The following is a 24,216-nucleotide window of genomic DNA, read 5'->3' as shown; positions in this document are numbered from 1 at the left end:
ATAAATATGGAGATATAGCAAGAGCTATGGGAGTAGATACAACAGGAATGACAAAAGAGGAAGCAGCTAAGGCAGCAGTAGAAGCAGTAAGACAACTATCAAAAGATGTTCATATCCCACAAACATTAAGAGAGATAAACATCCCAGAATCAGGATTACCAAAACTATCAAAAGATGCGTTAGCAGATGTATGTACAGGTGGAAATCCAAAAGATGTAACATTGGAAGATATAGAAAAACTATACAATATAGCTTATTAGTATAAAAAATAATTTTAGCTGAGTAAATTTAATTTGCTCAGCTTTTTTCTTTTTATATTCTAATATATTAGAATAACTTTAAAATAATCCCTCTAGAAAATAAAAAAATAATTTGTTATTATAATTATAGAATTTTAAATTCAATAAAATATTTTTTAAGGGAGAGAGAAAATATGGATATGACAAAGGAGCTTTTATTACAAACTGCTGATATGATTTGTGATAACACTTTTATCTTTAATCACAAATGGGATATGGAAGCTTGTAATATACCTGTAAAATTTGATGGAGAGATTCAATGGAATAAGATTCCTTTTGAAGATGAAGAATGGGCATTTATGCTAAATAGACATAAATATTGGACTTTTTTAGGTAAAGCTTATCTTTTAACAAAGGATGAAAAATATCTAACTACATTTATAAGACAGATGAACTCTTGGATAGATAGTGTTGAACTTACCAATCCAGAATTTAAAGATTGTGCTCGTACAATAGAGATGGGGCTTAGATGTATTAACTGGATAAAAACAATGGAGCTATTTGAAAGAGAGTATAAATTTGATGAAGATTTTAAAGAGAAAGTATATAACTCTTTAAAGGAACAATGTGATATTCTCCTTGAGATCTATGATGATTTTAGAACTTTAAGTAACTGGGGAGTTCTTCAAAATTGTGGATTGATAACTTTTGCTTTTTACTACGGGAAATTAGATACAGATTATTTTACAGTTCCACTAAAAAGATTGGAACATCAATGTAAAATTCAAATACTTCCAGATGGAGTTCATTGGGAACAATCTCCTATGTATCAAAATGAAGTTTTAAATTGTCTTTTAGAAACAGCAGTACAATTTAAACATCATAATATGGAGATTCCTCAATTTATTAGAGAAAGTATAAGAAAAATAGGATTTTCAAACTTTGCTATGAAAAAACCAAACCATCATCAACCAATGCAAGGGGATAGTGACGATACAGATTTAAGAGATATAATTACAAGATGTGCAGCAGTTTTAGAAGATGAGAAGCTTAAATTTGGTGGATTTGAAGAGATAGATTTTGAATCAATTTGGGAATTAGATAAAAAAAGTATAGAGAACTATTCGAAATTACAAGCTAAAAAACCAGATTATACATCAGTAGCTTTACAAAATAGTGGGAATTTCTATTTACGTGACTCTTTTGATGAAAAGGGAAATTATCTATGGTTTACTTGTGGATCAATAGGAAGTGGACATGGACATGGTGATATGTTACATTTTAATTTAACTTATAGAGGAGAAGATTTTCTTATTGACTCAGGAAGATATACTTATGTAGAGGGAGATGAAACTAGAATAAAGTTAAAAAATAACTACTCACATAATACAATAATAATGGATAATCAACTGTTTTCAAAATTTAATGGCTCTTGGGGAATTGGAAAAACACCTCTTCCATTAAATTCAATGTATAAATTTAATGATAAATTTGATTATGTAGAGGGTGGACATTTAGGATATTTAGATCAACCTATTCCTGCTGTATCAAATAGAAAAATATTCTATATTAAACCAGATTTATGGGTAGTTATAGATGAATTTTTAACAAGAGGAGAGCATAGCTACAAACAATTTTTTAATCTAGATTTAGATGTTAAAGCTGAGTTAGAAGAAAATCATGTAATCTTGAAAAAAGAGAATACTCTTCATATGAAATGGAGTGACAGTGTAAAATTAAGTAGGAAAGATATACAAATTTCAAAAGAGTATAATACACTACAAAAATCTACTAGAATAGAAAGTGAAACTTCATTTGTAGAAAATACAATCTTATTTACAGTAATATCACCAGAGAATTTAGAAGTTGAAAAAATTCAAGTTAGAAGAGGAAATTTAGATTTAGTTGGTGAAGATGAGGCTAAAGCTATTAGAGTAAAAATTTCAGAAGATAGAGAGATAATATTCTTTAACTCTACTAGAGAGGTAGCAGCTCAAAAGAAAACATATCTATTAGATGGAGTTTTATTCTATGGTAAAACAGGATTTATAGATATAAATAGAGGAGAAAAGGAGCTACATATTTTTAAATATTAAAAAATCAGGGGTAGAAAATCTACCCCTCTTATTTTTTATAAATTGTTGCAGTAAAATCATTGTATTCAGTAGAAGAAACTAATTTATAACCAAATTTTTCTACATCTGGGAAATATAGTGGGTTAGAAGCAGGTGCTACTTCAACATGAGATTTTAATTTTGAGATATAGATCTCATCAATCTCATAATTTTCTAGATAATATTTATAGATTGTATATCCACCACAGATAAATATATCCTTTTCACTATCTTCGTATTGTTTCATAATATCCTCTAATCTACTTTCTAGAGTTAAAACAATAACCTTTCTATTTTTTTTCATTAGATTAATAGGAACATATTTAGCAGTATTTTCTCCAAAAAGAACAACATTACCAATAGTTTTAGATTTGTAATATTGTAACTCCTCCATAGAGTGCCACAAAAGTCCATTACCAGTAGGAACTTTATCTCCTATTAGATTATTTTCTCCAACACAAACTATCATTTTTAATTTAGGTTTACTCATTAGATTGCCACCTCATAAGAAATTTTTTCTCCATAATTATAGTTTTCAATTACTACATCATCAGGTTTAAAATCATAAATTGATTTAAAGTTTTCTATTTTAACAGTAGCTCCATCAAGAGATGGTCTTTTTACTTGTTCCAATAGGTTTGGCATATGTCTATCATAGATATGGACATTGTGAATATTCCAAATAATTTCAGCAGGTTTTAATCCACACTCCATAGCTACTAATTTATGTAGAATTGAGTATTGGAACACATTTGCCACAAGTCCTAAAGCCACATCACAACTTCTTTGTCTAACTTCAAGGTAAAGTTTATCTCCAATTACACTCCATTGAGTAAGATGAACACATGGAGTAAGAGCCATTTTGTCTAATTCTTCAGGAATCCAAATTTCTGTCATAATTCTACGGCTATTAGGATTTTTTTTCAATTCATTAATAACATAATCTAATTGACTTTTATATCCAAATGTTTCTTTGGCAATTTGATAACCATAAGCTTTTCCAATAGTTCCATCTTCCATCTTCCATTCATCCCAGAACTTACATTTTAATTTATTAAGTTCATTTACATCATTAGATTGCATAATCCATATCCAATAAAGCTCTCTAATAGGTGCTTTACTAGGAGCAAATCTTGTAGTTATAAGATGTGCCTCATCAGTAGAGTTATCAAGTCTAAATTGATAACCTATATAACTTTTGTAATGAGCAGGAGTGCCATCGGCATATTTTGTTCTTACTTGTCCTTCACTCCAAATTCCTTTCTCATCAATAGTTTTAACAATATCTTTGTATATTTCATCAAATTTTGCCATATTTCACCCCTTTAAAAAATTTTTTCTAGCTTATATTTTAACATAAAAATTTAAATTTTAATATAAGAAAATTTCCACTATATTGAGGGAGAAATTGAATAAAACTATATTAAATTTTTAATACTAGGTTGATTTTTTATAAGAAAGGCAATATAATATAATAATTATAATATATTTTGGAGGGAAATTTTATGCCAGTTATTTTTTTTGTGGTTAGTTTTTTTTCATCGTTAGTTGGAGCAATATGCGGGATAGGTGGAGGAGTAATAATTAAACCTGTACTTGACGCTGTTGGCGTAATGAGCGTATCAGCAGTTAGTTTTTTATCAGGTTGTACAGTTCTTTCAATGTCTATAATCTCTGTATTTAAAGCTTTAAAAGGTGGTTCGGCTAAGATTAATACTAAGCTTACAACTTGGTTAGCTTTAGGAAGTGTTTTTGGTGGAATAATGGGTAAAATGTTATTTCAACATATTAAAGTGGCATTTGCTAATGAAAATGTACTTGGAATGATTCAATCAATAGTATTAGTATTAATGACAATAGGAACTTTTATCTATACTTTAAAGAAAAGCCAAATAGAAACTAAAAGATATGAGAATAAACTTCTATGCCTAGTGATAGGAATAATTTTAGGTATCTGTTCTTCATTCTTAGGAATAGGTGGAGGACCTATCAACTTAGTAATCTTAATCTATTTCTTCTCAATGGGAACAAAGGAAGCAGCAATAAACTCAATCTATATTATCCTTTTCTCTCAAATAGCAAGTTTAGTTCAAAGTATTGTAAAACAAACTATTCCAGAAGTTAGCTTAGTATTCTTAATAACTATGGTACTAGGTGGAGTTTTAGGAGGAATGGCTGGAGGAATCGTTAATAAAAAGATTTCAGAAGAGAAAGTTGATAAACTTTTCCTAGCTCTAATGGGAGTAATTATCTTTATTAATATATATAATACTTATGTTTTTGCAACAGCTTAAAAATAAAATGGACAGTTGATTAACTGTCCATTTTTTCTACTCTTTTGGAGAGAATTTAAGTAAAAACTCCCCTTTTTCTCTTACAAAAAGTTTTCCTTCAGCTTCTTTACAAGTGTAAACTACTACAATTAAACCATCACGTTCATTAGTACAATCAATAGCTTCACTAACAACTTGATATTCACGTCCATTTTTATTATTTATCCATAAGGAATTTTTTTTAATCATTTTTATTACTCCTGTTTTATTTAAAAAGTTTCTTTTTGTAATATCCTTCAGCAAGATATATAGCAGCTAGAGGATTGTGTCCAAGTACTCTATCTTTTACTGCAAAAACAGTAACTGGTGCATCTGAATGTTTTATAAATAGTGAGTCATGTCCCACACAAAGTCCTAAAAGAATATTTAATTCAGTTTTAGCAGCACTTAAAAATTTAGCTTGACCAATAGGGTTACACATAGGTTCATAAGTACAAGGTCTTACTTGTTCATCATTTGAAATACCTATAAAACTTTTTGGAATAGAACCACTTTTACAAATAACTGATTCTACTTCAAAACCATGATGTCTAAGTATAGATGCAAAAACTTTAGCCTCTTTAGCAAGTCCTACACAGAAAGCAACTCCTAACTTTTTGTAACCACATTTTTTAGCAAAATTGATTATCTCCTCAACTCTTGTTTGTTGACAATACCCTTCAGCCTCAACTAAAGCTGATTCATGAGCTAACATCATATTTTCTTTTTCTAAGTAGAATTTTTTTATATCCTCGATTTTTTCTAATTCTCTACAAGGACAATTTAGTGGAGCGTCAGTTAAATCTCCAGTTCTACAAACATGTTTTGTGCAAGCATCACAAGTATACATTAGATCATCTCCTTAAATTTTTAGTTATTTAACCATTTTTCTATATTAAAAAAAACTTCATCTCTATTTATTTCATTATGTAATTCATGTCTAGCATTAGGATAAAGTTTATATTGAACATTTTTAAAATTTAATCTTTCATAGAATTCTTTAAGCTGTATAACACCTTTTCCATATCTTCCAACAGGATCCATCTCTCCAGAAATTATGTAGATAGGTAGATCTCTATTAATTTTTTCAAAAGATGTAGGTAGATATAATCTATTTAAAAAATAGAAAAAATCTGAATAAAAACTGCTACTATATGTAAAATCACAAAGATCATCGTTACAATAAGTTTTAACTTCCTCTATATCCCTAGATAACCAAGAGTTTTCATTATAATAATATTCTGATTTAATTTTACTATTAGAGTTTAAAAATACCAATTTTTTGATAAGGTGAGCTCTTCTATTTTTATAGATTTTATTCATAAAAAAGCTTAGATATTCAGCTAATTTCCAAAGGAAAGGTGTCTTGTAGCAAGAACCACAAAAAATATATCCATCTACAATATTAAAACAATGTTTCATATGTTCTTGAGCAATAAAAGATCCCATACTATGTCCAAAAATATATATAGGAGTATTAGGATATAATTTTTTTAGCTCCTTTGTATAATTAACTTGATCTTCAATTAATTGATTAAAATCATTTTCAAAGATTCCAATTTTTTCTTGATCAATGTTATTATATCCGTGGTGTAGATGCTCTTTAAGAGCAACTAGATATCCTCTCTCAGAAAAATATTTAAAAAGATGCTTATATCTATTTTTATGTTCACTCATTCCATGAATTATTTGGAAAATTCCTTTTGTATGTTTCATAAAATTTCACCTCTCAAATATATTATAACTTAAATTGAGAAAAAATTAAATATTTATGGTAGTATATACTTGTGAAAAGACAAAAAAAATAATATAATAAAAAAATATAAAAAATAATTAAAGGAGATGGGCAAATGCATTTATTACTAGAAAACTTTTTGGCAGACATATTGGGAATTTTACCTAAGATAGTATTCAGAGGTGTTATTTTAATAATTCTACTTATTTTTTGGCCAAAAATCTTATCGATGATTTTGACAACTTATGCAAAAACATTAGAAAAGAGAAAAGTGGATCCTTTATTACAAAGTTTTACAGTATCACTTTTAAAAACAATATTTTATGTTACTTTATTCTTTGTAGTTATAAGTGTAATTGGAGTTAAAGCAACTTCATTAGTAACAATACTAGGTACTGCAGGATTAGCAGTAGGTTTAGCACTACAAGGAAGTTTAACAAACTTAGCTGGTGGAGTGTTAATTCTATTCTTTAAACAATTTTCAAAAGGGGATTATATTTCAACAGGTTCATTAAATGGAACAGTAGATCAAATTCATATCTTATACACTACTTTAATTACAACAGATAATAAAGTAATTATTATTCCTAATGGACAATTAGCAAATGGTGCTATTATAAACTATTCTAAGAACTCAACAAGAAGATTGGATATGGTATTCTCAGTTTCATATGATACACCAGCTGAAAAGGTAAAAGAGATCTTAAATAGAATAGCTGACGAACATCCAGCAGTAATTAAAGAAAAGGGTAAAACTATTAGAATGTCTAAGCAAAATGCAAGTTCTCTAGATTTTGTATTTAGAGTATGGGTTGAAAGTAAAGATTATTGGACAACAATGTTTGATTTTAACGAAATAGTTAAAGAGGAATTTGATAAAAATAGTATTGAGATTCCATATCAAAAAATTGATGTATATAACAAATAATTTTTTATAAAAAATCTTTTTTTTGTAACAAATTTTTAAAATTTGTGATATAATATTCAAAATATATTCTTTGAGGGTTTAATTTTACATTTTAAATATAAATAAATTTTTATGAAAAAAGGAGAAAGATGATGAACGGAAAGATAGTAAAAGAAGCAATCACATTTGATGACGTATTACTTATACCTGCTAAATCAGAGGTATTACCACATGAGGTTAGTTTAAAAGCTAGATTAACTAAAGATATTACATTAAATGTACCTATTTTAAGTGCTGCTATGGACACTGTAACTGAATCAGACTTAGCTATTGCTTTAGCTAGACAAGGTGGAATTGGATTTATTCATAAAAATATGAGTATAGCTGATCAAGCTGCTGAAGTAGATAGAGTAAAAAGAATCGAAAGTGGAATGATTAGAAACCCTGTTACTTTAAAAGCAGATTGTACAGTAGGATTTGCTGAAGATCTAATGAGAAGATATAAAATATCTGGACTTCCAGTTATTGAAGATGATGGAAAACTTATTGGAATAGTAACTAATAGAGATATAAAATATCATAAAGATATGGAGCAATTAGTTGGAGAGATCATGACAAAAGAAGATCTTATCACAGCTCCAGTAGGAACAACATTAGAAGATGCTAAAGAAGTTTTACTTTCTCATAGAATAGAAAAACTACCTATCGTAGATGAACAAGGATATTTAAAAGGACTTATAACAATCAAAGATATTGATAACTTAACAGAGTATCCAAATGCTTGTAAAGATGCTCATGGAACTTTAAGAGTAGGAGCAGCAGTAGGAATTGGAAATGATACTTTAGAAAGAGTTGAAGCACTTGTAAGAGCAGGAGTAGATATTATTACTGTTGACTCTGCACATGGACATTCAGCTGGAGTTATCAGAAAAATAAAAGAAATTAGAGCAGCTTTCCCTAATTTAAATCTAATTGGAGGAAACATTGTAACTGCTGAAGCAGCTCTTGACCTTATTGAAGCTGGAGTAGACGCAGTTAAAGTTGGAATCGGACCAGGATCAATCTGTACAACAAGAGTTGTTGCAGGAGTTGGAGTTCCTCAATTAACAGCAGTAAACGATGTATATCAAGTATGTAAAGAAAGAGGAATTGGAGTAATAGCTGACGGAGGAATCAAACTTTCAGGAGATATCGTAAAAGCTCTAGCAGCAGGAGCAGACTGTGTAATGTTAGGAGGAATCCTTGCAGGAACTAAGGAAGCTCCAGGAGAAGAGATTATTCTTGAAGGAAGAAAATATAAAATTTATGTAGGAATGGGATCAATAGCAGCAATGAAGAGAGGATCTAAAGATAGATACTTCCAAAATGATGCTCAAAAACTAGTTCCAGAAGGAATAGAAGGACGTATAGCTTACAAAGGAAGCTTAAAAGATGTTATATTCCAACTTTGTGGTGGAATTAGAGCAGGAATGGGATACTGTGGAACTCCTACAATTGAAGATCTAAAAGTAAATGGAAGATTTATAAAAATAACTGGTGCAGGACTAAAAGAAAGCCACCCACATGATATTACAATAACTAAAGAGGCACCTAACTACTCTAAATAATAGTTTAGTTTTCCTCTAGGGATTGATTTTATATTTCATAATTTAAGAGAGGAAAAAATAGAAAAAATGAAAAGGGCAATTTTAATTTCATTTATTATATTAGGGTTAAATTTAAATGCTTATGAGATAAAAGAGATAAAAACTTTAGATGAGATTAGTCAAGAATTAAATAGTAGTTCTACTAAAAAGATTAACTCTCACTCTAAAGATAATGAGTTAATTCCTTTAGAAAAAATTGATTCTAATGTAAAGACAGAGGAAAAAAAATCTGTAGAAGAAGTTTCAAATAAAGTAACTCAAGAGAAAAAAGATAATCTTAGAGTAGTGGATATAAGTGAAAAAACTTATGGAAATGATAAACTTGTTTATGTAAAAGGAGAAAATAAACCTTTTACTGGTAAGTTTGCACTTTTCTTAGGAGAGATAATAGAGAGTAGCGAAGAGTATCAAGATGGTAAACTTCATGGAGAGAAAATTTGGTATTCTGATGATGGAAAAATTGTTATGAGTGAAAACTATAACAATGACAAGTTAGATGGAGAGCAAAAGGCTTACTATGCTAATGGACAGGTAAAATCTATTATAAGATATAAAAATAATAAGATTGTTGGACTTGAAGCCTATAACCAAAATGGTAAAACTCTTCATAAGGAAGATCTAAGTGATGGTACAGGAGTATGGAAAACTTTCTGGGATAATGGAAAAGTTATGGAGGAAGGAAGATACAAAAACTGGATAAAAGATGGAACTTGGAAGAGATACCAAGAAGATGGGACTGTTGATAGTATAACAGTTTATGAAAAGGGAAAACAAAAAAGTCAAACATGGAATTAAGAAAAAGCCACAGAGAAATCTGTGGCTTTTGTATTATTGAATATCATTTATAACTTTTAAAACCTTACCTACAGCTATAAATTCATCTCCAGGTCCTATATAAATAGGTTGATAGTTTGGATTGTCACTAATTAGAGCAATATAATTTCCAGTAACTTTTAACCTTTTTACATAAGATTCACCATTTACAATAAAAGTTCCAATCTCTCCATTTCTAAGATCAACACCTTTTCTACATAAAATAATAGATGAATTTTTAATAGTTGGTTCCATAGAATCACCTTTAACATTTACAGCAAAAAGAGTTTCTATATTTCTAACTCCTGGAATAGAGATGAAATCAACTGGAGATTCATCAGTAAAAGCTCCAATTCCAGCACTTATTCTAGAGTATAGAGGAATATATTTATCTATATCTTTTATTTCATTAGAAATAATTGCATTGCTTTTTTCAATTTTAGATAGTTTTTTTAGCTCTTCTAAAATTATAGCAGGAGTTCTTTCAATGGCAGCTAGATATTTAAAATCTCTAGTTTCTTTTTCAGAAAGATTAAGAACTTTTGCCATATTTTCTAAAACTTCTTCACTAGGAGGATTTTTTACTTCTCCTCTTTCAATAGTATTATAATAAGATTGAGTAATCCCAATTAATTTAGCTATTTTATTTTGACTATAACCTAATTCTTCTCTTTTTTTCTTTAGAAAGTTTTTGAAAATCATGAGGCACCTCCTTATATCTATATATAAATAATTATATATTATAATTATCTATTTTACAATATAAAAATAAAATATATTGACAAAAATCAAATTTTATTCTAATATATAATTAAATATAGATTATCTATAATTATATATAATATAGGAGGGAGTGTTATGAAAATATTGATAAAAAATAAAAAGTGGGAGACATCATTTAAAAATGTTAAGTTAATATGTGATGTACACTCAGAAAATAAAATTTTCTATATTGATTTTGAATATAATGGAAAAAATATCAGTATAAAAACATACAATCTTGACTATACTTTTAGATATTTAGAAATATTATTTGATAAAATAGTAAAAAAACAGGAAAATAGTGATATTCAGTTAGCAAGTTAAAAAATATGTAAGAGAAGGTACCTTAAGTATTTTCTCTTATTTTTTTTGAAAAAAATAGTTACTATATATTTGATTTATGTTATAATATAATTGATACATTTATCATGTGAAGAGTATTAAATCTTGACAAATAATAAAAACAAGGTATATAAAATAGTAAGAAAATATGTCAAAAATTTCTATGGGGGAAACGATGGTAGGAATAGTAGTAGTTGCACACAATCCAAAATTATCACAAGAGATTATAAATTTTTGCTTAGAATTAAAAAATAGTGATTTTCATCTAGTTAATGGTGGTGGAATTGATAAAGAGGGAAATTATGGAACTTGTCCACATATAATTTCAAGAGCTATAAAAAATGCAGATCAAGGAGATGGAGTAGTAGTACTTTGTGATCTTGGGAGTTCAGTTTTAAATGCTGAGAAAGCTAAAGAGGCATTAAAAGATGAAATAAGAGTTGAGATAGTAGATGCTCCTATTGTAGAAGGAGCAATAGTTGGAGTTTCATCAAATCATCCAAAGGTAAAGATTGAAACTTTGGTTGAATTTATAAAAGAGGCAAAGGAGTTTCCTAAATTTTAATAGAGATAAAATATATTAAAAAATAATATAGTAGTATCAGTTTTTTAGATTATATATGAGTTCACCCCTTGCTTTTATAAAGGATATGTGATATATTGTATTTAGAAAAATAAAAGGGGAGAAAAGAGATGGGATATAGAAAGGCTATAATAATAATATCAATAATATGTTCAAAATAAAATATTATAGATATTGTTAATGTGGCGTTGTATATGTTATTTCTTAATGAAAATTAGTAGATAAGGGCAACCACAGGTTGCCTTTTTTTTATAGGTAGAAATAAAATTAATATAAACTTTATATTAGGAGGTTTTTATGTACAAAAAGGTGTCTACAAATCTTAATTTTGTAGAGAGAGAAAAAGAAATTGAAAAATTTTGGAAAGAAAACAAAATTTTTGAAAAAAGCTTAGATTTAAGAAAAGGGGATAAGACTTATACATTCTATGATGGACCACCTACAGCTAATGGAAAGCCTCATATAGGGCATGTTTTAACTCGTGTTATTAAAGATATGATCCCTAGATATAGAACAATGAAAGGTTATGATGTACCTAGAAAAGCTGGATGGGATACACACGGGCTTCCAGTAGAACTAGAAGTAGAAAAATTATTAGGAATCAATGGAAAAGATCAAATTGAAAACTATGGGCTTGAACCATTTATCAATGAGTGTAAAAAAAGTGTATGGAAATACAAAAGCATGTGGGAAGACTTCTCTGGAACTGTAGGATTCTGGGCAGACATGGAGAAACCATATGTAACTTATGATAATAATTTCATCGAATCTGAATGGTGGGCATTAAAACAAATTTGGGAAAAAGGATTACTATATAAAGGATTTAAAATAGTACCTTACTGCCCAAGATGTGGAACTCCTCTATCAAGCCACGAAGTTGCTCAAGGATATAAAGATGTAAAAGAAAAATCAGCTATTGTTAGATTTAAAGTTAAAGGGGAAGATGCTTATATCTTAGCATGGACAACTACTCCTTGGACTCTACCTTCAAACGTAGCTCTTTGTGTAAACCCTAAAGAAACTTATGTAAAAGTAAAACATGGAGAATATACTTACTACATGGCAGAAGCTTTAGTAGCAACTGTGCTTAAAGAGGATTATGAAATCCTTGAAACTTATGTAGGAAAAGATTTAGAATATAAAGAGTATGAGCCATTATTTGACTTTGTTTCACCAGATAAAAAATGTTGGTTTGTAACTTGTGATGATTATGTAACACTTACAGATGGAACTGGAGTAGTTCATATTGCACCTGCATTCGGGGAAGACGACGCCAATGTTGGAAGAAAATATGACTTACCATTTGTTCAATTAGTTGATGCTAAAGGGGAAATGACAAAAGAAACTCCTTGGGCTGGAACTTTCTGTAAAAAAGCTGATAAACCTATCTTAATAGATTTAGAAACAAGAGGGCTATTATTTGATGCTCCATCATTTGAACATAACTATCCTCATTGCTGGAGATGTGACACACCTCTTATCTACTATGCAAGAGAATCATGGTTTATCAAAATGACAGCTGTAAAAGATGATCTTATCAGAAATAATAATACAATCAACTGGATACCAAAAACAATAGGAAAAGGACGTTTTGGAGATTGGCTAGAAAATGTTCAAGACTGGGGTATCAGTAGAGATAGATATTGGGGAACTCCATTAAATGTTTGGGAGTGTGAATGTGGACATAAACATGCAATAGGAAGTATAGCTGAATTAAAATCTATGTCACCTAATTGTCCAGATAATATAGAGTTACACCGTCCATATATTGATGCTGTAACTATTACTTGTCCTCACTGTGGAAAACAAATGCATAGAGTGTCAGAAGTAATTGACTGTTGGTTTGACTCAGGATCAATGCCTTTTGCTCAACACCACTATCCATTTGAAAATCAAGATCTATTTGAAAAACAATTCCCTGCTGACTTTATATCAGAGGCAGTTGACCAAACAAGAGGATGGTTCTATTCACTTCTTGCAATATCTACTTTGATATTTAACAAAGCACCATATAAAAATGTAATTGTTTTAGGACACGTTCAAGATGAGAATGGACAAAAAATGTCTAAATCTAAAGGAAATGCAGTAGATCCATTTGAAGCTTTAGCAACTTATGGAGCAGATGCAATTCGTTGGTATTTCTATATTAACTCAGCTCCTTGGTTACCAAATAGATTCCACGGAAAAGCTGTATTAGAGGGACAACGTAAATTTATGTCAACATTATGGAACACTTATGCTTTCTATGTTCTATATGCTGAGATAGATCAATTTGATCCTACAAAATATACACTAGATAAAGAAAAATTAACTGTAATGGACAGATGGTTACTTTCGAAATTAAATACAGTTGTAAAAGGTGTAGATGAAAACTTAGCTGATTATAAATTATTAGAAGCAGCTAGACTTCTACAAGATTTTGTTGATGAATTAAGTAACTGGTATGTAAGAAGAAGTAGAGAACGTTTCTGGGTACAAGATATGACAGATGATAAGATCACTGCATATATGACTCTTTACACAGCATTAGTTACTATCTGCAAAACAGCAGCTCCAATGATTCCATTTATGACAGAGGAGATCTATCAAAACTTAGTTTGCAGTGTAGATAAAAATGCTCCTGAAAGTATTCACTTAACTGATTATCCAACAGTTGATGAAACAATGATTGATAAAGAACTTGAAGATAACATGGAAGAAGTGTTACAAGTTGTAACTTTAGGAAGAGCAGCAAGAAATGCAGCTAACATTAAAAATAGACAACCAATAGCTAATATCTATGTAAAAGCTGAAAATGTAGTTGGAGAGCTATATCAAAATATAATTAAAGAGGAACTAAATATTAAAGATATCCACTTTATAGATGATGCTTCACAATTTACTTCATATACATTTAAACCACAACTAAAAACTTTAGGACAAAGATATGGTAAAAAAGTTAATGAGATTCGTACTTTATTAGCTGAAATTGATGGAAGCAAAGCTAAAAAAGAACTTGATACAACAGGAGTTCTTAAATTACAACTTTCTGATGGAACAGAAGCACCTTTAGCACCAGAAGATCTTTTAATAGATACTGCTCAAACTGAAGGATATATGCCTTTAGAAGATAGAGGAGTTACTGTTATCCTTGATACAAAACTTACTCCTGAATTAATAGAAGAAGGATTTGTAAGAGAAGTTATCAGTAAAATCCAATCTATGCGTAAAGAAGCTAACTTTGATGTAATGGATCATATTGTTCTTTATGAAAAAGACAATGATAAGATAAAAGATATTATTACTAGAAATGCAGAGGAAATTAAACATGATACTTTAACAGATGAGATAGTATTTGGAGAAGTAGATGGATTTACAGCAGATTTTAATGTAAATGGAGAAAAAGTTTCTTTTGGAGTAAAAGTAAATAAATAAGATATTTAAGAGGCTGTTTTATAGCCTCTTTTATATTTTAGTTTTTAAAAAATTGTAACAAAATTGACATAAATATCTGTTATTATTAAAGCATAATAAATCTTTCCCCAAGATGTTTTATATATAGATATACAAAAAAGACATAGATTTTTCTATGTCTTTTTTGTTATTTAATAACTAACATCTCTTTAAACTCTTTAATATTATTACGACTTACTGGAACTTTAAATTTTAGATCTTGAATCTTTAAAATATAAGTTCCATTAAACCAAGGTTCTACCTCAGTTATCTTATCAAGATTAACAATGTATGATCTATGAGTTCTATAAAATTTCCATAGTGGAAGGAGTTCTTCCCATTTAGAGATCTTTATTTTAGAAGAGTAAGAGTGATCTTTTGTATGAATAATACTCTCTTTTTCTCCAGCTTCAATATAGTATATATCATCAATAGAGATAACAAACATCTTTTCATCAGAAGTGACAGTGATCTTATTTATTTGGCTGACCTCTTTTGTGTGCTCATGCTCTTTAAGTTTAGTAATATTATCTAATACCTCATTTATTCTTTTATCAGAATAAGGCTTTAAAAGATAATCGAAAGCTTTTATCTCAAAAGCTTCAGGAGCATAATCTCTATATGCTGTGATAAAAATTATTTTTAGATTTTCATCTAACTTTGATAAAATTTTTCCAAGGCTCATACCATCTAATTCAGGCATATTTATATCTAAAAAAACCACGTCTGTTTTATTATCTTGAAGATATTTTAAAGCATCAAGTGGATTTTCAAACTCTTTCTCCAGTTCTATTCCATCATGGTTTTCAATGAAAAATTTCAGCTCTTCTCTAGCTGGAAACTCATCTTCAACTATAACACATTTAACCATTAAAGCCTCCTATTCAATATAAAAGGATATTTTTGTTCCAGTTTCTAATTTCTCAACAACAAGACCCTTACCATATATTAGTTTAATTCTATTATGTACATTTTTTAATCCAATATTTTTATCTATTCTATCATCTAAATTATCAATTATTTTTTGATCAATTCCAATTCCATTATCTTCTATTGTTATAAGACAACCTTTATTCTCTTTTTTGGCTATTATATTTACAAATCCCCCTTCACGTTTTTTTAACAACCCATGTTTTATACTATTTTCAACAAGAGGTTGAATAATAAGGCTAGGGATATTGATATCTTTAACATTTTCATCTACATCTATATTTAGAGATATTTTATCTCCAAAACGAGCTTTTTCAATATTAAAATATGCTTTTACTTGTTCTAACTCCATTTCAAGTGGTACTAATTTACAGGCATTTTCAAGGTTGTACCTCAAATATGTTGAAAGATCTATAATAATTTCTCTAGCTTTATTAGGATCTTTTCTTACAAAGAAAGATGTAGTATGCAGAGCATTAAAGAGAAAATGTGGATTTATTTGAGTTTGTAGAGCTTTTAATTCAGCTTCCTTTGCCATAGTCTTAAGATTTTCAACACTACTTAACTCCAATTGAGTGGAGATAAGAAGTGATAATCCTTCAACTAAGTATTGATTTGAGGCAGTTACGTTTTCTTTTGTATCAAAATATATTTTTAAAGTCCCAGAAACTTTTTCTCCTTGAAATAATGGGGAGATAATACAAGATTTAATTTTTCCAGTAACACATTGAAAATATTTAACATCATCACATTGTCCAATTATACAGATTTTTCCAGTTTTTAAAACTCTTTTAGTAGCTTTACTTTTTATATCTGTATGAGCAATTTTAAAATCTTCAGATGTTGAATAACTAGCAGTAATATATTTTTCGTTAGTAATTACTACAGCTTTTGCTCCTAAAGAGTCAGATATAATTTTACATATTTCATTTAAAGATTCACCATTTCTAAAATAGGGTAGAGTTTTATTGGCAATTTCCAGAGAAAGTTTAGCTTGTTTTCCAGCTATAATATCCTTTTCTTCAATAATATCTTGAATAATAAGTAAAACAATAGAAACTCCCACTGCATTGGCTAAAATCATAGGAAAATATATATTTGAAACAATATCCTTTGCTAATTCAAAATCTTTTCCCATAATTAGAATAAGGAGCATACTGAGATTTTCAACTAAAAATCCACCTAGAAATCCATATAAATAAAAATTTTTTTCATTACATCTTTTATATAAATATGCTGTAATAAATCCTCCAATCATAGTAGCAGTAGCACAAGGAATAGTAGTAATTGGATCTGCATCTATAAAAAGTCGGTGAATACCTGCTATAAAACCTGAAAGTATACCAACTTCTGGTCCTGCTAAAATTCCACCAACTACAACTCCAATATTTCTGATATTAACAATAGCTCCACGATAATCTACACCAGTATAAGTGCCAATAATTGCTAAAATTGAAAAGAAACATGAAAGAATAAAAACATCTTTTTTAGAGTATTTTTTATGAGTAAATATATCTTTTGCCCTTTTTAGCTTTGTAAAGAAAAAAGCTATGGCAATAATATAACCTAAATTGTTGAAAAGATGACTAATTAATTTAAACAAATTTCTACCTCCTACATAGACATAAAAATTATATCATAAATAAATAAAGATAAAAAGTGGTATTTGAAGATTAAATTTTGCATTTTAAGTATTAAATTTAACCTTTTAAAGAACAACTAATCTTTTTTTAGAATATTTTTTGTATCATATAATTGTATAAGAATAAGTTTAACTAACTAAAATGGAGGTCAGATTTATATGGTAAGTTTTATTGTATCAATTATAGCTTTAATTGTAGGATATATGATTTATGGTAAAATCGTAGATGGAATATTTGGACCAGATCCAAATAGAGATACCCCAGCTAAAAGATTAAGTGATGGAGTGGATTATGTTGAGATGGATTGGAAAAAAGCATTTTTGATTCAATTTCTTAATATAGCAGGGACAGGACCAATATTTGGAGCTGTAGCAGGGGCTATGTGGGGACCAGCAGCATTTATTTGGATAGTATTTGGATGTATCTTTGCAGGATCAGTTCATGACTTCTTAATCGGAATGATGTCATTGAGAAAAGATGGAGCAAGTGTATCTGAATTGGTTGGAGAAAATTTAGGAGAAGGGGCAAGAAAACTTATGGTAGTTTTCTCAATAGTTCTTCTAGTTCTTGTAGGAGTTGTATTTATAACAAGTCCAGCAGCAATACTAAATGATTTAACAGGAATAGATAAAATGGTTCTTATAGGAATTATTATTATTTATTACTTAGCAGCAACAGTTCTTCCAGTAGATAAGATTATTGGTAGAATCTATCCAATATTTGGTATAGCACTATTAATAATGGCTGTTGGAATAGGAATTGGAATAGTAGTTCAAGGATATGATATTCCTGAAATAGCTTTCCATAATTTCCATCCAAAAGGACAATCAGTATTCCCTTATCTTTGTATTTCAATAGCTTGTGGAGCAATTTCAGGATTCCATGCAACACAATCACCTATGATGGCAAGATGTATTCAAAATGAAAGAGAAGGAAGAAAAGTATTCTATGGTGCAATGATATCTGAAGGTATAGTTGCATTAGTATGGGCAGCAGCAGCAATGAGCTTCTTTGGTGGAACTCCAGGATTAGGAGAAGCACTAGGACATGGTGGAGCAGCTGTTGTAGTTAATAAGATTTCTAATACAGTATTAGGAAAAGTTGGAGGAGCTTTAGCACTATTAGGAGTTGTTGCTTGTCCAATAACTTCAGGAGATACAGCATTTAGAAGTGCAAGACTTACAATAGCAGATACTATTAAATATAAACAAGGACCTATAATTAATAGATTTATTGTTGCAATTCCTCTATTTGTAGTTGGAATAGCACTATGTTTTATAGACTTTAACATTCTATGGAGATATTTCAGCTGGTCTAACCAAACATTAGCAACAATAGCATTATGGGCAGCAGCTAAATACCTAAATAACAATGGTAAAAATTATAAGATTGCTCTTATACCAGCAATATTTATGACAGTAGTAGTTACAGATTATATTATTATAGCTCCAGAAGGATTTGTAAGATTCTTCCAAGGAACACCAGTTGCTACTATTGAAATGATTGGACTTGTTTGTGGTATAGTTGTTTCAGCTCTATGTACAATAGGATTCTTTAAAACTTTAAAGAAATAGAAAGCAAAAATTAAAAGAATAATCTTAAAAGAGGCTTGATAATATTTCAAGCCTCTTTTTTTAAATTTATTTTTTAAAAATAGCAAAATAACTTTCACAACATGTATCGTTAAACTCTGCTATAAGTAATAGATGTTTATTTTCAAATGTAAATTCATTATTTTCTTGAAAATTAGTATAGAAAGTTTTATAAATTTCATTTTTATTTAAAGCCTCATTTGTTAAAAAGTTATTTCTAAACAATTGGAAGGAACTTTTCATAAATTTAACTAAAATTGATAGTTCACTTAATTTCTTTTTATCAATCTCTTTAAAAATATTATCCCTAAAATCATCTAATGATGTAAAATTTTGATTTAGATTTGAAATAAGAGTATATTGTTTTGAAAAATTTTTAAACTTAGTTTTAAATCTAGTATTAACATAATCTTTTTCAATAGCCTCAATTAAAAAACTATCTAAATTTTTACAACTATGTAGTAGAGAATATTCAATATTTCTTTTTAAATAATTGAAACTATAAAAGAAAGATTGTTTTGTTATAAACTCTTGTAATAGCTTTTCGTTTTTAGCAAAAGGATTAAATAATTCAAAAAGTAAAGTTAGATTCTTTTCTCTATTGTTATCAGCAGTTTGAATTATATCAAAACGAATCCCCTTAATTTTACTATTTTTACTATTAGATTCTTTAATTTTTGAGTACTCAACTTTATATAGTAAAAACTCTTCGATTTCTTTCAAAGCTGGAACAAGAATTTTATGTTCAAAATCAAAGAAACGATCATAAGATTCCTCTATATTTAAATAATTTTTTAACTCCTCTAATGAAATCTCAAGAAAAGCTTCATTAGATATACTTTTTAATAGATTAAATAGATTTCTACTAATTGTGTTGGAAAAACTTAATAAAATATTTAAATAGAAAAGTTTAAAATCATTTTTTTCAGAGTTAAATATCTTATAAAAATCATCACTTATTTTAATTTTATACCTATCTTCAATTTTTAAATAGGAAGCAACAATACTTAAAGATAGTTCATAGGGATTAAGTTTAGATTTTCCATAGTAGATAACAATTCTTTTAGAACAAAATTTTGATAAAAAAGAGTCAACAGTTTCTCCATGAGGGAGAGAAATTATTTTTTTTATTTCATTCTCTTTTATTTCTAATTTTTTTTCATCAGTTGTTACAATATGTTTTATTAAAAATTGCTTAAAAAGAATATCATTTTTTGAAAATCTTTTAGTAAATAATATTTCAGTATTGAAAAAAGTTGAAAAATTAAAAAAATTATTAGAAATTTTATTTTCTTTTATATCTCTCATCTCCTTTATAGTAAAAATAGTTGTTATAATAAACGAAAAAAAAACAAAATATTAATTCGTTGATGATTGAAAAATATTTATTTTAACAATATTATAGCATATAAATATAAAAACATTAACTACGAATTAACGATAAAACTAAAAAAATTGACACCAGAATAATAGTGTGTTAATTTATGAGAAAAGGTACAGGAGGTAAACTAAATGTTTCAATTTATAATAGCTACACATGGGAATTTTGCCAAAGGGATAGAAAATTCAATAGGTATCATCTTAGGAAAGTTTGAGAATTTGGAGTCACTACCATGCTATACTAAAGAAGATTTTAACTTAGCCAAAGAGATAGATAGAATGTTACTTCAATATAAAGATAAAGAGATAATAGTAGTAACAGATATATTTGGTGGAAGTGTTAACAATGCCTTTATGGAAAAAATTCCTAGTAATAAAAATTTACATGTTATTTCGGGATTAAATTTATCATTAATATTAGAACTTTTAGGAGAACAAGAAGAGTATAACAATGCAAAAGAATTAATAGAAAACTCAATAATTAATTCAAAAGAATCTGTAAAATATGGAAATTTAGAGTTAGAAAAAGAAAATCAAATGGAAGATGAAGAATTTTAATTTAAATAAAAAACGTTTTAGGAGGAAAAAATGATACTTTTATTAAGAGTAGATCACAGATTATTACATGGACAAGTTGCTTTTTCATGGACACAAACATTAGGAGCTGATTGTATACTAATAGCAAATGATGCAGTAGCAGGAGATGAGCTAAGAAAGACAACAATGAAATTAGCAAAACCACAGGGAGTAAAATTAGTTATTAAAGATATCAAAGCAGCAATAGAAGCTTTGAATTCAGGAGTAACTGATAAGTATAAGTTATTTATAGTTGTTGAATCAGTAGAAGATGCTTATAAAATAGTTTCAAATGTAAAACAAATAAAACAAGTTAATCTAGGTGGAATAAAACCAAGAGAGGGAAGTAGAAATATTTCAAAAACTATAAATCTTTTAGAAGAAGAAGAAAAGATGATAAAAGAGTTAGAATCACAAGGAGTAGAGGTTGAAATTAGACAACTACCAGGAGATAATAAGATTTATTTATAAAAAACATAAAATAGAAAAGGAGGGAGAAAAATGTTACAAGCATTTCTTTTGGGAATGATAGCTTTTATAGCACAAAGTGAATTTGCTTTAGGAACAAGTTTAATTTCAAGACCTATTGTAACAGGGCTATTTACAGGAATAGTAATGGGAGATATAAAAGCTGGGGTAATAATGGGAGCTACTTTAGAACTTGCTTTTATAGGATCGTTTTCAGTAGGAGGAGCAATTCCACCAGATGTTGTAACAGGAGGTATTTTAGGGGTAGCCTTTGCAATAGCTTCTAAATCAGGAGTGGAAACAGTTTTACTATTGGCTTTACCTATAGCAACTTTTACTCTAATTTTAAAAAATGTTTATCTAGGAATAATAATTCCTATGTTAGCTCACAAGGCAGATGCTTATGCAGAGGAAGGAAATTGTAGAGGTATTGAAAGAATGCAGTTAATATCAGGATTTGGACTTTCATTAATGTTAGCACTAATAGTTTTCTTCTCATATTTACTAGGAAGTAATGTAATTTCAACTATATTAAATTCTATTCCTGAATTTGTGCAAAGAGGATTAGCTGTAGCAACAGGAATAATACCAGCATTAGGATTTGCAATGTTAGCAAGACTTCTATTAAATAAAACAGTTGCTCCATATTTCTTCTTAGGGTTTGCAATAGCTGTATATACTGGAGTTCCACTAACAGGAATAGCAATTTTTGGAGGTATATTAGCTGTAATAGTTGTTAATTTAAAAGATGGAGTTCAATTACGTGGAGCAAAGGCAGTAGAAGAAAGTGAGGTGGAAGAAGATGAAGACTTCTAATTCTGAAAAAAATATAGATAAAGAATTAACAAGAGTATTTTGGAGATCGTTCCAAATGGAGTTTTCTTGGAACTATGAAAGACAGATGAATTTGGGATATATTTATGCTATTATTCCAGTTTTAGAAAAACTATATAAAGATAATAAAGAGGGACTTAAAAGAGCCTTAAAAAGACACTTGGAGTTTTTCAATATGACACCTCATATAGTAACTTTAATGTTAGGAATTTCTGCTGCAATGGAGAAAGAAAATTCTGAAGTTGAAGATTTTGATGAAAACTCTATAAATAATATTAAAACAGCATTGATGGGACCACTTTCAGGAATAGGAGATTCATTTTTCTGGGGAACTTTAAGATTAATTGCAACAGGAATAGGAACATCTTTATCATTACAAGGAAATGCTTTAGGGCCAATATTATTCTTATTTATCTTTAATGTACCACACATAATAATAAGATTTTTACTTGTAAAATTAGGATATAAATTGGGAATAGAGTTCTTAAGTAAATTACAAAAAAATGGAACTATGGAAAAGTTAACATTTGGAGCTTCGATTTTAGGATTAGTAGTTATAGGGGCTATGGCTGCTAGAATGATAGACATTAGCACACCATTAAGTTTTGTTAGTGGAGAAAATAAAATTGAAGTTCAAGGAATATTGAATGATATTATGCCAGGTATATTACAACTAGGAGCCTTTGGAGCTGTTTATTATCTTCTTGGTAAAAAAGTAAAACCATTAATGATATTACTAGGAATGGCAATAGTAGGAATCATCGGTTCTCTTATTGGAATATTCTAATTTAAATTAGAGAGGTAAGCTATGGAAACAATGCTATCTAATATTTATGAAGAAAAAGAAGTATTACTAAAAATATTGAAAGAATTTAGGGAAAGCAATTCTAAAGTTATAGATGAATTAGGAACAAAAGCTATAAAGAGAGTTTTAATCTTAGCTACTGGTTCATCTATGAATGCAGCTCAGACAACAAAATATTTTTTAGAAGATATTTTAGATTGTTTTATAGATATAAAAGAGCCTTTTAACTTTTATAACTATGAAAAAATAGATAGTGATTTAGACTTGGTAATTGCTATAACCCAAAGTGGAAAAAGCAGTTCTACAATAGAAGCCTTAAAATATATAAAGGAAAATTCTAAAATAAAAACTTTAACTATAACTTCAGATAATGAAAGTCCAGTTATAGAATATTCAGATTTGATTTTAAATTTAAACTTTGGAATAGAGAAAGTTGGGTTTGTAACTAAGGGATTTTCTGCAACATTATTAAATATTTTCTTGTTGGGAATATTTTTGGGTGAAAGTAGAAAAAATATTTCTAAAGAAAAGTTTGAGAGTTATTTAAAAGAGTTAGAAAAAATAATTAACTATATTCCAAAAGTAATTGAAATAAGTGAAGATTATTTTGAAGAAAATAAAGAGATTTTAAAAGCAACAGATAGATTTGTTGCAATAGGATATGGTGGAGCTTTAGGAGTAGCAAAAGAGTTTGAGACAAAATTTACTGAGACTGTTAGATGTCCATCACAAGGATTTGAATTAGAAGCTTATATGCATGGACCATATTTAGAAGCTAATAAAAATCATATTATATTTTATTTAGAAAACGATGGGAAATTAAAAAATAGGATGAAAAATTTAAGAGAGTATATGGACTCTTATATTAAAAAGTCAATTTTAATTGGGCTAAATAATGGGGATATAAATATTTCTTTAGAAGAAAAAATTGATGAACACTTAGTATTATTGTTATTGGTTGTTCCAATTCAATTAATGAGTTATAAAATAGCTACTTTTAAAGGAATAAATTTAGGTATTAGAATTTTTGATGATTTTGATAAAGTTTTAAAAAGTAAAATTTAAAAATATAAAATAAATTTAAGGAGGAAGAAAATGTCAAA

24 protein-coding genes are annotated in these 24,216 nt (G+C 28.5%); 15 read left to right on the top strand and 9 right to left on the bottom strand.

Features of this window, described 5'->3' with window-relative positions; all coding sequences use genetic code 11:
• A partial coding sequence (locus I6E31_02060; GenBank protein MCF2638752.1) for an iron-containing alcohol dehydrogenase occupies nucleotides 1-260 on the top strand: 260 nt, incomplete at its 5' end.
• Nucleotides 261-433: 173 nt separating this feature from the next.
• On the top strand, nucleotides 434-2,335 hold the full coding sequence (locus tag I6E31_02055) for a heparinase II/III family protein (GenBank protein MCF2638751.1): 1,902 nt from the start codon (nucleotides 434-436) through the stop codon (nucleotides 2,333-2,335).
• Between the two features lie 28 nt (nucleotides 2,336-2,363).
• Here I6E31_02055 and I6E31_02050 read toward each other — a convergent pair whose 3' ends face one another.
• Both I6E31_02050 and thyA read right to left on the bottom strand, forming a co-directional pair.
• Nucleotides 2,364-2,843: a dihydrofolate reductase gene (locus tag I6E31_02050; GenBank protein MCF2638750.1), complete on the bottom strand. Its 480-nt coding sequence runs from the start codon at nucleotides 2,841-2,843 to the stop codon at nucleotides 2,364-2,366.
• Nucleotides 2,843-3,667 carry a thymidylate synthase gene (gene thyA, locus I6E31_02045; protein ID MCF2638749.1) on the bottom strand — a complete coding sequence of 275 codons (825 nt, stop codon included), beginning with the start codon at nucleotides 3,665-3,667 and terminating at the stop codon, nucleotides 2,843-2,845. Before thyA ends, I6E31_02050 begins: the two co-directional genes overlap by 1 nt.
• Nucleotides 3,668-3,858: 191 nt before the next feature.
• Here thyA and I6E31_02040 point away from each other — a divergent pair, with 191 nt between their 5' ends.
• Nucleotides 3,859-4,647 carry a sulfite exporter TauE/SafE family protein gene (locus tag I6E31_02040; GenBank protein ID MCF2638748.1) on the top strand — a complete coding sequence of 263 codons (789 nt, stop codon included), beginning with the start codon at nucleotides 3,859-3,861 and terminating at the stop codon, nucleotides 4,645-4,647.
• 36 nt (nucleotides 4,648-4,683) lie between these two features.
• Here I6E31_02040 and I6E31_02035 read toward each other — a convergent pair whose 3' ends face one another.
• The 3 genes from I6E31_02035 to I6E31_02025 are packed head-to-tail and all read right to left on the bottom strand — an operon-like array spanning nucleotide 4,684 to nucleotide 6,381.
• Nucleotides 4,684-4,875: a hypothetical protein gene (locus I6E31_02035; GenBank protein MCF2638747.1), complete on the bottom strand. Its 192-nt coding sequence runs from the start codon at nucleotides 4,873-4,875 to the stop codon at nucleotides 4,684-4,686.
• 16 nt (nucleotides 4,876-4,891) lie between these two features.
• Nucleotides 4,892-5,515, bottom strand: a complete 624-nt coding sequence (locus tag I6E31_02030) for a DUF1847 domain-containing protein (protein ID MCF2638746.1) — start codon at nucleotides 5,513-5,515, stop codon at nucleotides 4,892-4,894.
• 20 nt (nucleotides 5,516-5,535) lie between these two features.
• Nucleotides 5,536-6,381, bottom strand: a complete 846-nt coding sequence (locus I6E31_02025) for an alpha/beta fold hydrolase (GenBank protein MCF2638745.1) — start codon at nucleotides 6,379-6,381, stop codon at nucleotides 5,536-5,538.
• Nucleotides 6,382-6,515: 134 nt separating this feature from the next.
• On the opposite strand from I6E31_02025, the gene I6E31_02020 reads away from it, so the two are divergent.
• The 3 genes from I6E31_02020 (at nucleotide 6,516) to I6E31_02010 (ending at nucleotide 9,748) form a co-directional block, all read left to right on the top strand.
• Complete coding sequence (locus I6E31_02020) at nucleotides 6,516-7,328, top strand: mechanosensitive ion channel (GenBank protein MCF2638744.1); 813 nt, start codon at nucleotides 6,516-6,518, stop codon at nucleotides 7,326-7,328.
• A 128-nt stretch (nucleotides 7,329-7,456) separates the two neighbouring features.
• Nucleotides 7,457-8,914: an IMP dehydrogenase gene (gene guaB, locus I6E31_02015; GenBank protein ID MCF2638743.1), complete on the top strand. Its 1,458-nt coding sequence runs from the start codon at nucleotides 7,457-7,459 to the stop codon at nucleotides 8,912-8,914.
• Between the two features lie 66 nt (nucleotides 8,915-8,980).
• Nucleotides 8,981-9,748: a toxin-antitoxin system YwqK family antitoxin gene (locus I6E31_02010; GenBank protein ID MCF2638742.1), complete on the top strand. Its 768-nt coding sequence runs from the start codon at nucleotides 8,981-8,983 to the stop codon at nucleotides 9,746-9,748.
• A 33-nt stretch (nucleotides 9,749-9,781) separates the two neighbouring features.
• On the opposite strand, the gene I6E31_02005 is transcribed toward I6E31_02010, so the two are convergent.
• On the bottom strand, nucleotides 9,782-10,468 hold the full coding sequence (locus I6E31_02005; GenBank protein MCF2638741.1) for a helix-turn-helix domain-containing protein: 687 nt from the start codon (nucleotides 10,466-10,468) through the stop codon (nucleotides 9,782-9,784).
• Between the two features lie 156 nt (nucleotides 10,469-10,624).
• Here I6E31_02005 and I6E31_02000 point away from each other — a divergent pair, with 156 nt between their 5' ends.
• The 3 genes from I6E31_02000 to I6E31_01990 all read left to right on the top strand — a co-directional run bounded on the left by I6E31_02000 (nucleotide 10,625) and on the right by I6E31_01990 (nucleotide 14,867).
• The gene (locus I6E31_02000) at nucleotides 10,625-10,852 is read left to right on the top strand and encodes a hypothetical protein (protein MCF2638740.1); all 228 of its coding nucleotides are present in this window, start codon (nucleotides 10,625-10,627) and stop codon (nucleotides 10,850-10,852) included.
• A gap of 193 nt (nucleotides 10,853-11,045) precedes the next feature.
• Nucleotides 11,046-11,435 carry a diguanylate cyclase gene (locus I6E31_01995; protein MCF2638739.1) on the top strand — a complete coding sequence of 130 codons (390 nt, stop codon included), beginning with the start codon at nucleotides 11,046-11,048 and terminating at the stop codon, nucleotides 11,433-11,435.
• A 315-nt stretch (nucleotides 11,436-11,750) separates the two neighbouring features.
• On the top strand, nucleotides 11,751-14,867 hold the full coding sequence (locus I6E31_01990; protein MCF2638738.1) for an isoleucine--tRNA ligase: 3,117 nt from the start codon (nucleotides 11,751-11,753) through the stop codon (nucleotides 14,865-14,867).
• A 166-nt stretch (nucleotides 14,868-15,033) separates the two neighbouring features.
• On the opposite strand, the gene I6E31_01985 is transcribed toward I6E31_01990, so the two are convergent.
• Both I6E31_01985 and I6E31_01980 read right to left on the bottom strand, forming a co-directional pair.
• Nucleotides 15,034-15,756 (bottom strand): response regulator transcription factor, encoded by a 723-nt coding sequence (locus I6E31_01985; GenBank protein ID MCF2638737.1) that lies wholly within the window; start codon nucleotides 15,754-15,756, stop codon nucleotides 15,034-15,036.
• A gap of 9 nt (nucleotides 15,757-15,765) precedes the next feature.
• Nucleotides 15,766-17,418, bottom strand: a complete 1,653-nt coding sequence (locus I6E31_01980) for a sensor histidine kinase (protein ID MCF2638736.1) — start codon at nucleotides 17,416-17,418, stop codon at nucleotides 15,766-15,768.
• Nucleotides 17,419-17,616: 198 nt separating this feature from the next.
• On the opposite strand from I6E31_01980, the gene I6E31_01975 reads away from it, so the two are divergent.
• A complete protein-coding gene (locus tag I6E31_01975) occupies nucleotides 17,617-19,032 on the top strand; it encodes a carbon starvation protein A (GenBank protein ID MCF2638735.1) in 1,416 nt (471 codons plus the stop codon).
• Nucleotides 19,033-19,098: 66 nt separating this feature from the next.
• Here the strand turns inward: I6E31_01975 and I6E31_01970 are convergent, their stop codons facing one another.
• A complete protein-coding gene (locus I6E31_01970) occupies nucleotides 19,099-20,358 on the bottom strand; it encodes a replication initiation protein (protein ID MCF2638734.1) in 1,260 nt (419 codons plus the stop codon).
• Between the two features lie 204 nt (nucleotides 20,359-20,562).
• Here I6E31_01970 and I6E31_01965 point away from each other — a divergent pair, with 204 nt between their 5' ends.
• Genes I6E31_01965 through I6E31_01945 form a run of 5 tightly spaced genes read left to right on the top strand, consistent with a single transcriptional unit; the run spans nucleotide 20,563 to nucleotide 24,178 of the window.
• Nucleotides 20,563-20,988 carry a PTS mannose transporter subunit IIA gene (locus I6E31_01965; GenBank protein MCF2638733.1) on the top strand — a complete coding sequence of 142 codons (426 nt, stop codon included), beginning with the start codon at nucleotides 20,563-20,565 and terminating at the stop codon, nucleotides 20,986-20,988.
• Nucleotides 20,989-21,018: 30 nt separating this feature from the next.
• Complete coding sequence (locus tag I6E31_01960; protein ID MCF2638732.1) at nucleotides 21,019-21,477, top strand: PTS sugar transporter subunit IIB; 459 nt, start codon at nucleotides 21,019-21,021, stop codon at nucleotides 21,475-21,477.
• 30 nt (nucleotides 21,478-21,507) lie between these two features.
• Nucleotides 21,508-22,290 carry a PTS mannose/fructose/sorbose/N-acetylgalactosamine transporter subunit IIC gene (locus I6E31_01955; GenBank protein ID MCF2638731.1) on the top strand — a complete coding sequence of 261 codons (783 nt, stop codon included), beginning with the start codon at nucleotides 21,508-21,510 and terminating at the stop codon, nucleotides 22,288-22,290.
• On the top strand, nucleotides 22,277-23,095 hold the full coding sequence (locus I6E31_01950; GenBank protein ID MCF2638730.1) for a PTS system mannose/fructose/sorbose family transporter subunit IID: 819 nt from the start codon (nucleotides 22,277-22,279) through the stop codon (nucleotides 23,093-23,095). Before I6E31_01955 ends, I6E31_01950 begins: the two co-directional genes overlap by 14 nt.
• A 21-nt stretch (nucleotides 23,096-23,116) precedes the next feature.
• Entirely contained in the window at nucleotides 23,117-24,178 is a 1,062-nt protein-coding gene (locus I6E31_01945; GenBank protein MCF2638729.1) for an SIS domain-containing protein, read from the top strand.
• Nucleotides 24,179-24,216: the final 38 nt, after the last annotated feature.

It is taken from the genome of Fusobacterium varium, from assembly GCA_021531615.1.
In the GTDB taxonomy this organism is placed as follows: domain Bacteria; phylum Fusobacteriota; class Fusobacteriia; order Fusobacteriales; family Fusobacteriaceae; genus Fusobacterium_A; species Fusobacterium_A varium_C.
This window is presented reverse-complemented; position numbering and strand designations above follow the sequence as displayed.

Excerpts from the sequence above, each read along its gene's own strand:
- I6E31_02055 (MCF2638751.1), top strand. The coding sequence starts at position 434 with ATGGATATGACAAAGGAGCTTTTATTACAAACTGCTGATATGATTTGT.
- I6E31_02050 (MCF2638750.1), bottom strand. The coding sequence starts at position 2,843 with ATGAGTAAACCTAAATTAAAAATGATAGTTTGTGTTGGAGAAAATAAT.
- thyA (MCF2638749.1), bottom strand. The coding sequence starts at position 3,667 with ATGGCAAAATTTGATGAAATATACAAAGATATTGTTAAAACTATTGAT.
- I6E31_02040 (MCF2638748.1), top strand. The coding sequence starts at position 3,859 with ATGCCAGTTATTTTTTTTGTGGTTAGTTTTTTTTCATCGTTAGTTGGA.
- I6E31_02035 (MCF2638747.1), bottom strand. The coding sequence starts at position 4,875 with ATGATTAAAAAAAATTCCTTATGGATAAATAATAAAAATGGACGTGAA.
- I6E31_02030 (MCF2638746.1), bottom strand. The coding sequence starts at position 5,515 with ATGTATACTTGTGATGCTTGCACAAAACATGTTTGTAGAACTGGAGAT.
- I6E31_02025 (MCF2638745.1), bottom strand. The coding sequence starts at position 6,381 with ATGAAACATACAAAAGGAATTTTCCAAATAATTCATGGAATGAGTGAA.
- I6E31_02020 (MCF2638744.1), top strand. The coding sequence starts at position 6,516 with ATGCATTTATTACTAGAAAACTTTTTGGCAGACATATTGGGAATTTTA.
- guaB (MCF2638743.1), top strand. The coding sequence starts at position 7,457 with ATGATGAACGGAAAGATAGTAAAAGAAGCAATCACATTTGATGACGTA.
- I6E31_02010 (MCF2638742.1), top strand. The coding sequence starts at position 8,981 with ATGAAAAGGGCAATTTTAATTTCATTTATTATATTAGGGTTAAATTTA.
- I6E31_02005 (MCF2638741.1), bottom strand. The coding sequence starts at position 10,468 with ATGATTTTCAAAAACTTTCTAAAGAAAAAAAGAGAAGAATTAGGTTAT.
- I6E31_02000 (MCF2638740.1), top strand. The coding sequence starts at position 10,625 with ATGAAAATATTGATAAAAAATAAAAAGTGGGAGACATCATTTAAAAAT.
- I6E31_01995 (MCF2638739.1), top strand. The coding sequence starts at position 11,046 with ATGGTAGGAATAGTAGTAGTTGCACACAATCCAAAATTATCACAAGAG.
- I6E31_01990 (MCF2638738.1), top strand. The coding sequence starts at position 11,751 with ATGTACAAAAAGGTGTCTACAAATCTTAATTTTGTAGAGAGAGAAAAA.
- I6E31_01985 (MCF2638737.1), bottom strand. The coding sequence starts at position 15,756 with ATGGTTAAATGTGTTATAGTTGAAGATGAGTTTCCAGCTAGAGAAGAG.
- I6E31_01975 (MCF2638735.1), top strand. The coding sequence starts at position 17,617 with ATGGTAAGTTTTATTGTATCAATTATAGCTTTAATTGTAGGATATATG.
- I6E31_01970 (MCF2638734.1), bottom strand. The coding sequence starts at position 20,358 with ATGAGAGATATAAAAGAAAATAAAATTTCTAATAATTTTTTTAATTTT.
- I6E31_01965 (MCF2638733.1), top strand. The coding sequence starts at position 20,563 with ATGTTTCAATTTATAATAGCTACACATGGGAATTTTGCCAAAGGGATA.
- I6E31_01960 (MCF2638732.1), top strand. The coding sequence starts at position 21,019 with ATGATACTTTTATTAAGAGTAGATCACAGATTATTACATGGACAAGTT.
- I6E31_01955 (MCF2638731.1), top strand. The coding sequence starts at position 21,508 with ATGTTACAAGCATTTCTTTTGGGAATGATAGCTTTTATAGCACAAAGT.
- I6E31_01950 (MCF2638730.1), top strand. The coding sequence starts at position 22,277 with ATGAAGACTTCTAATTCTGAAAAAAATATAGATAAAGAATTAACAAGA.
- I6E31_01945 (MCF2638729.1), top strand. The coding sequence starts at position 23,117 with ATGGAAACAATGCTATCTAATATTTATGAAGAAAAAGAAGTATTACTA.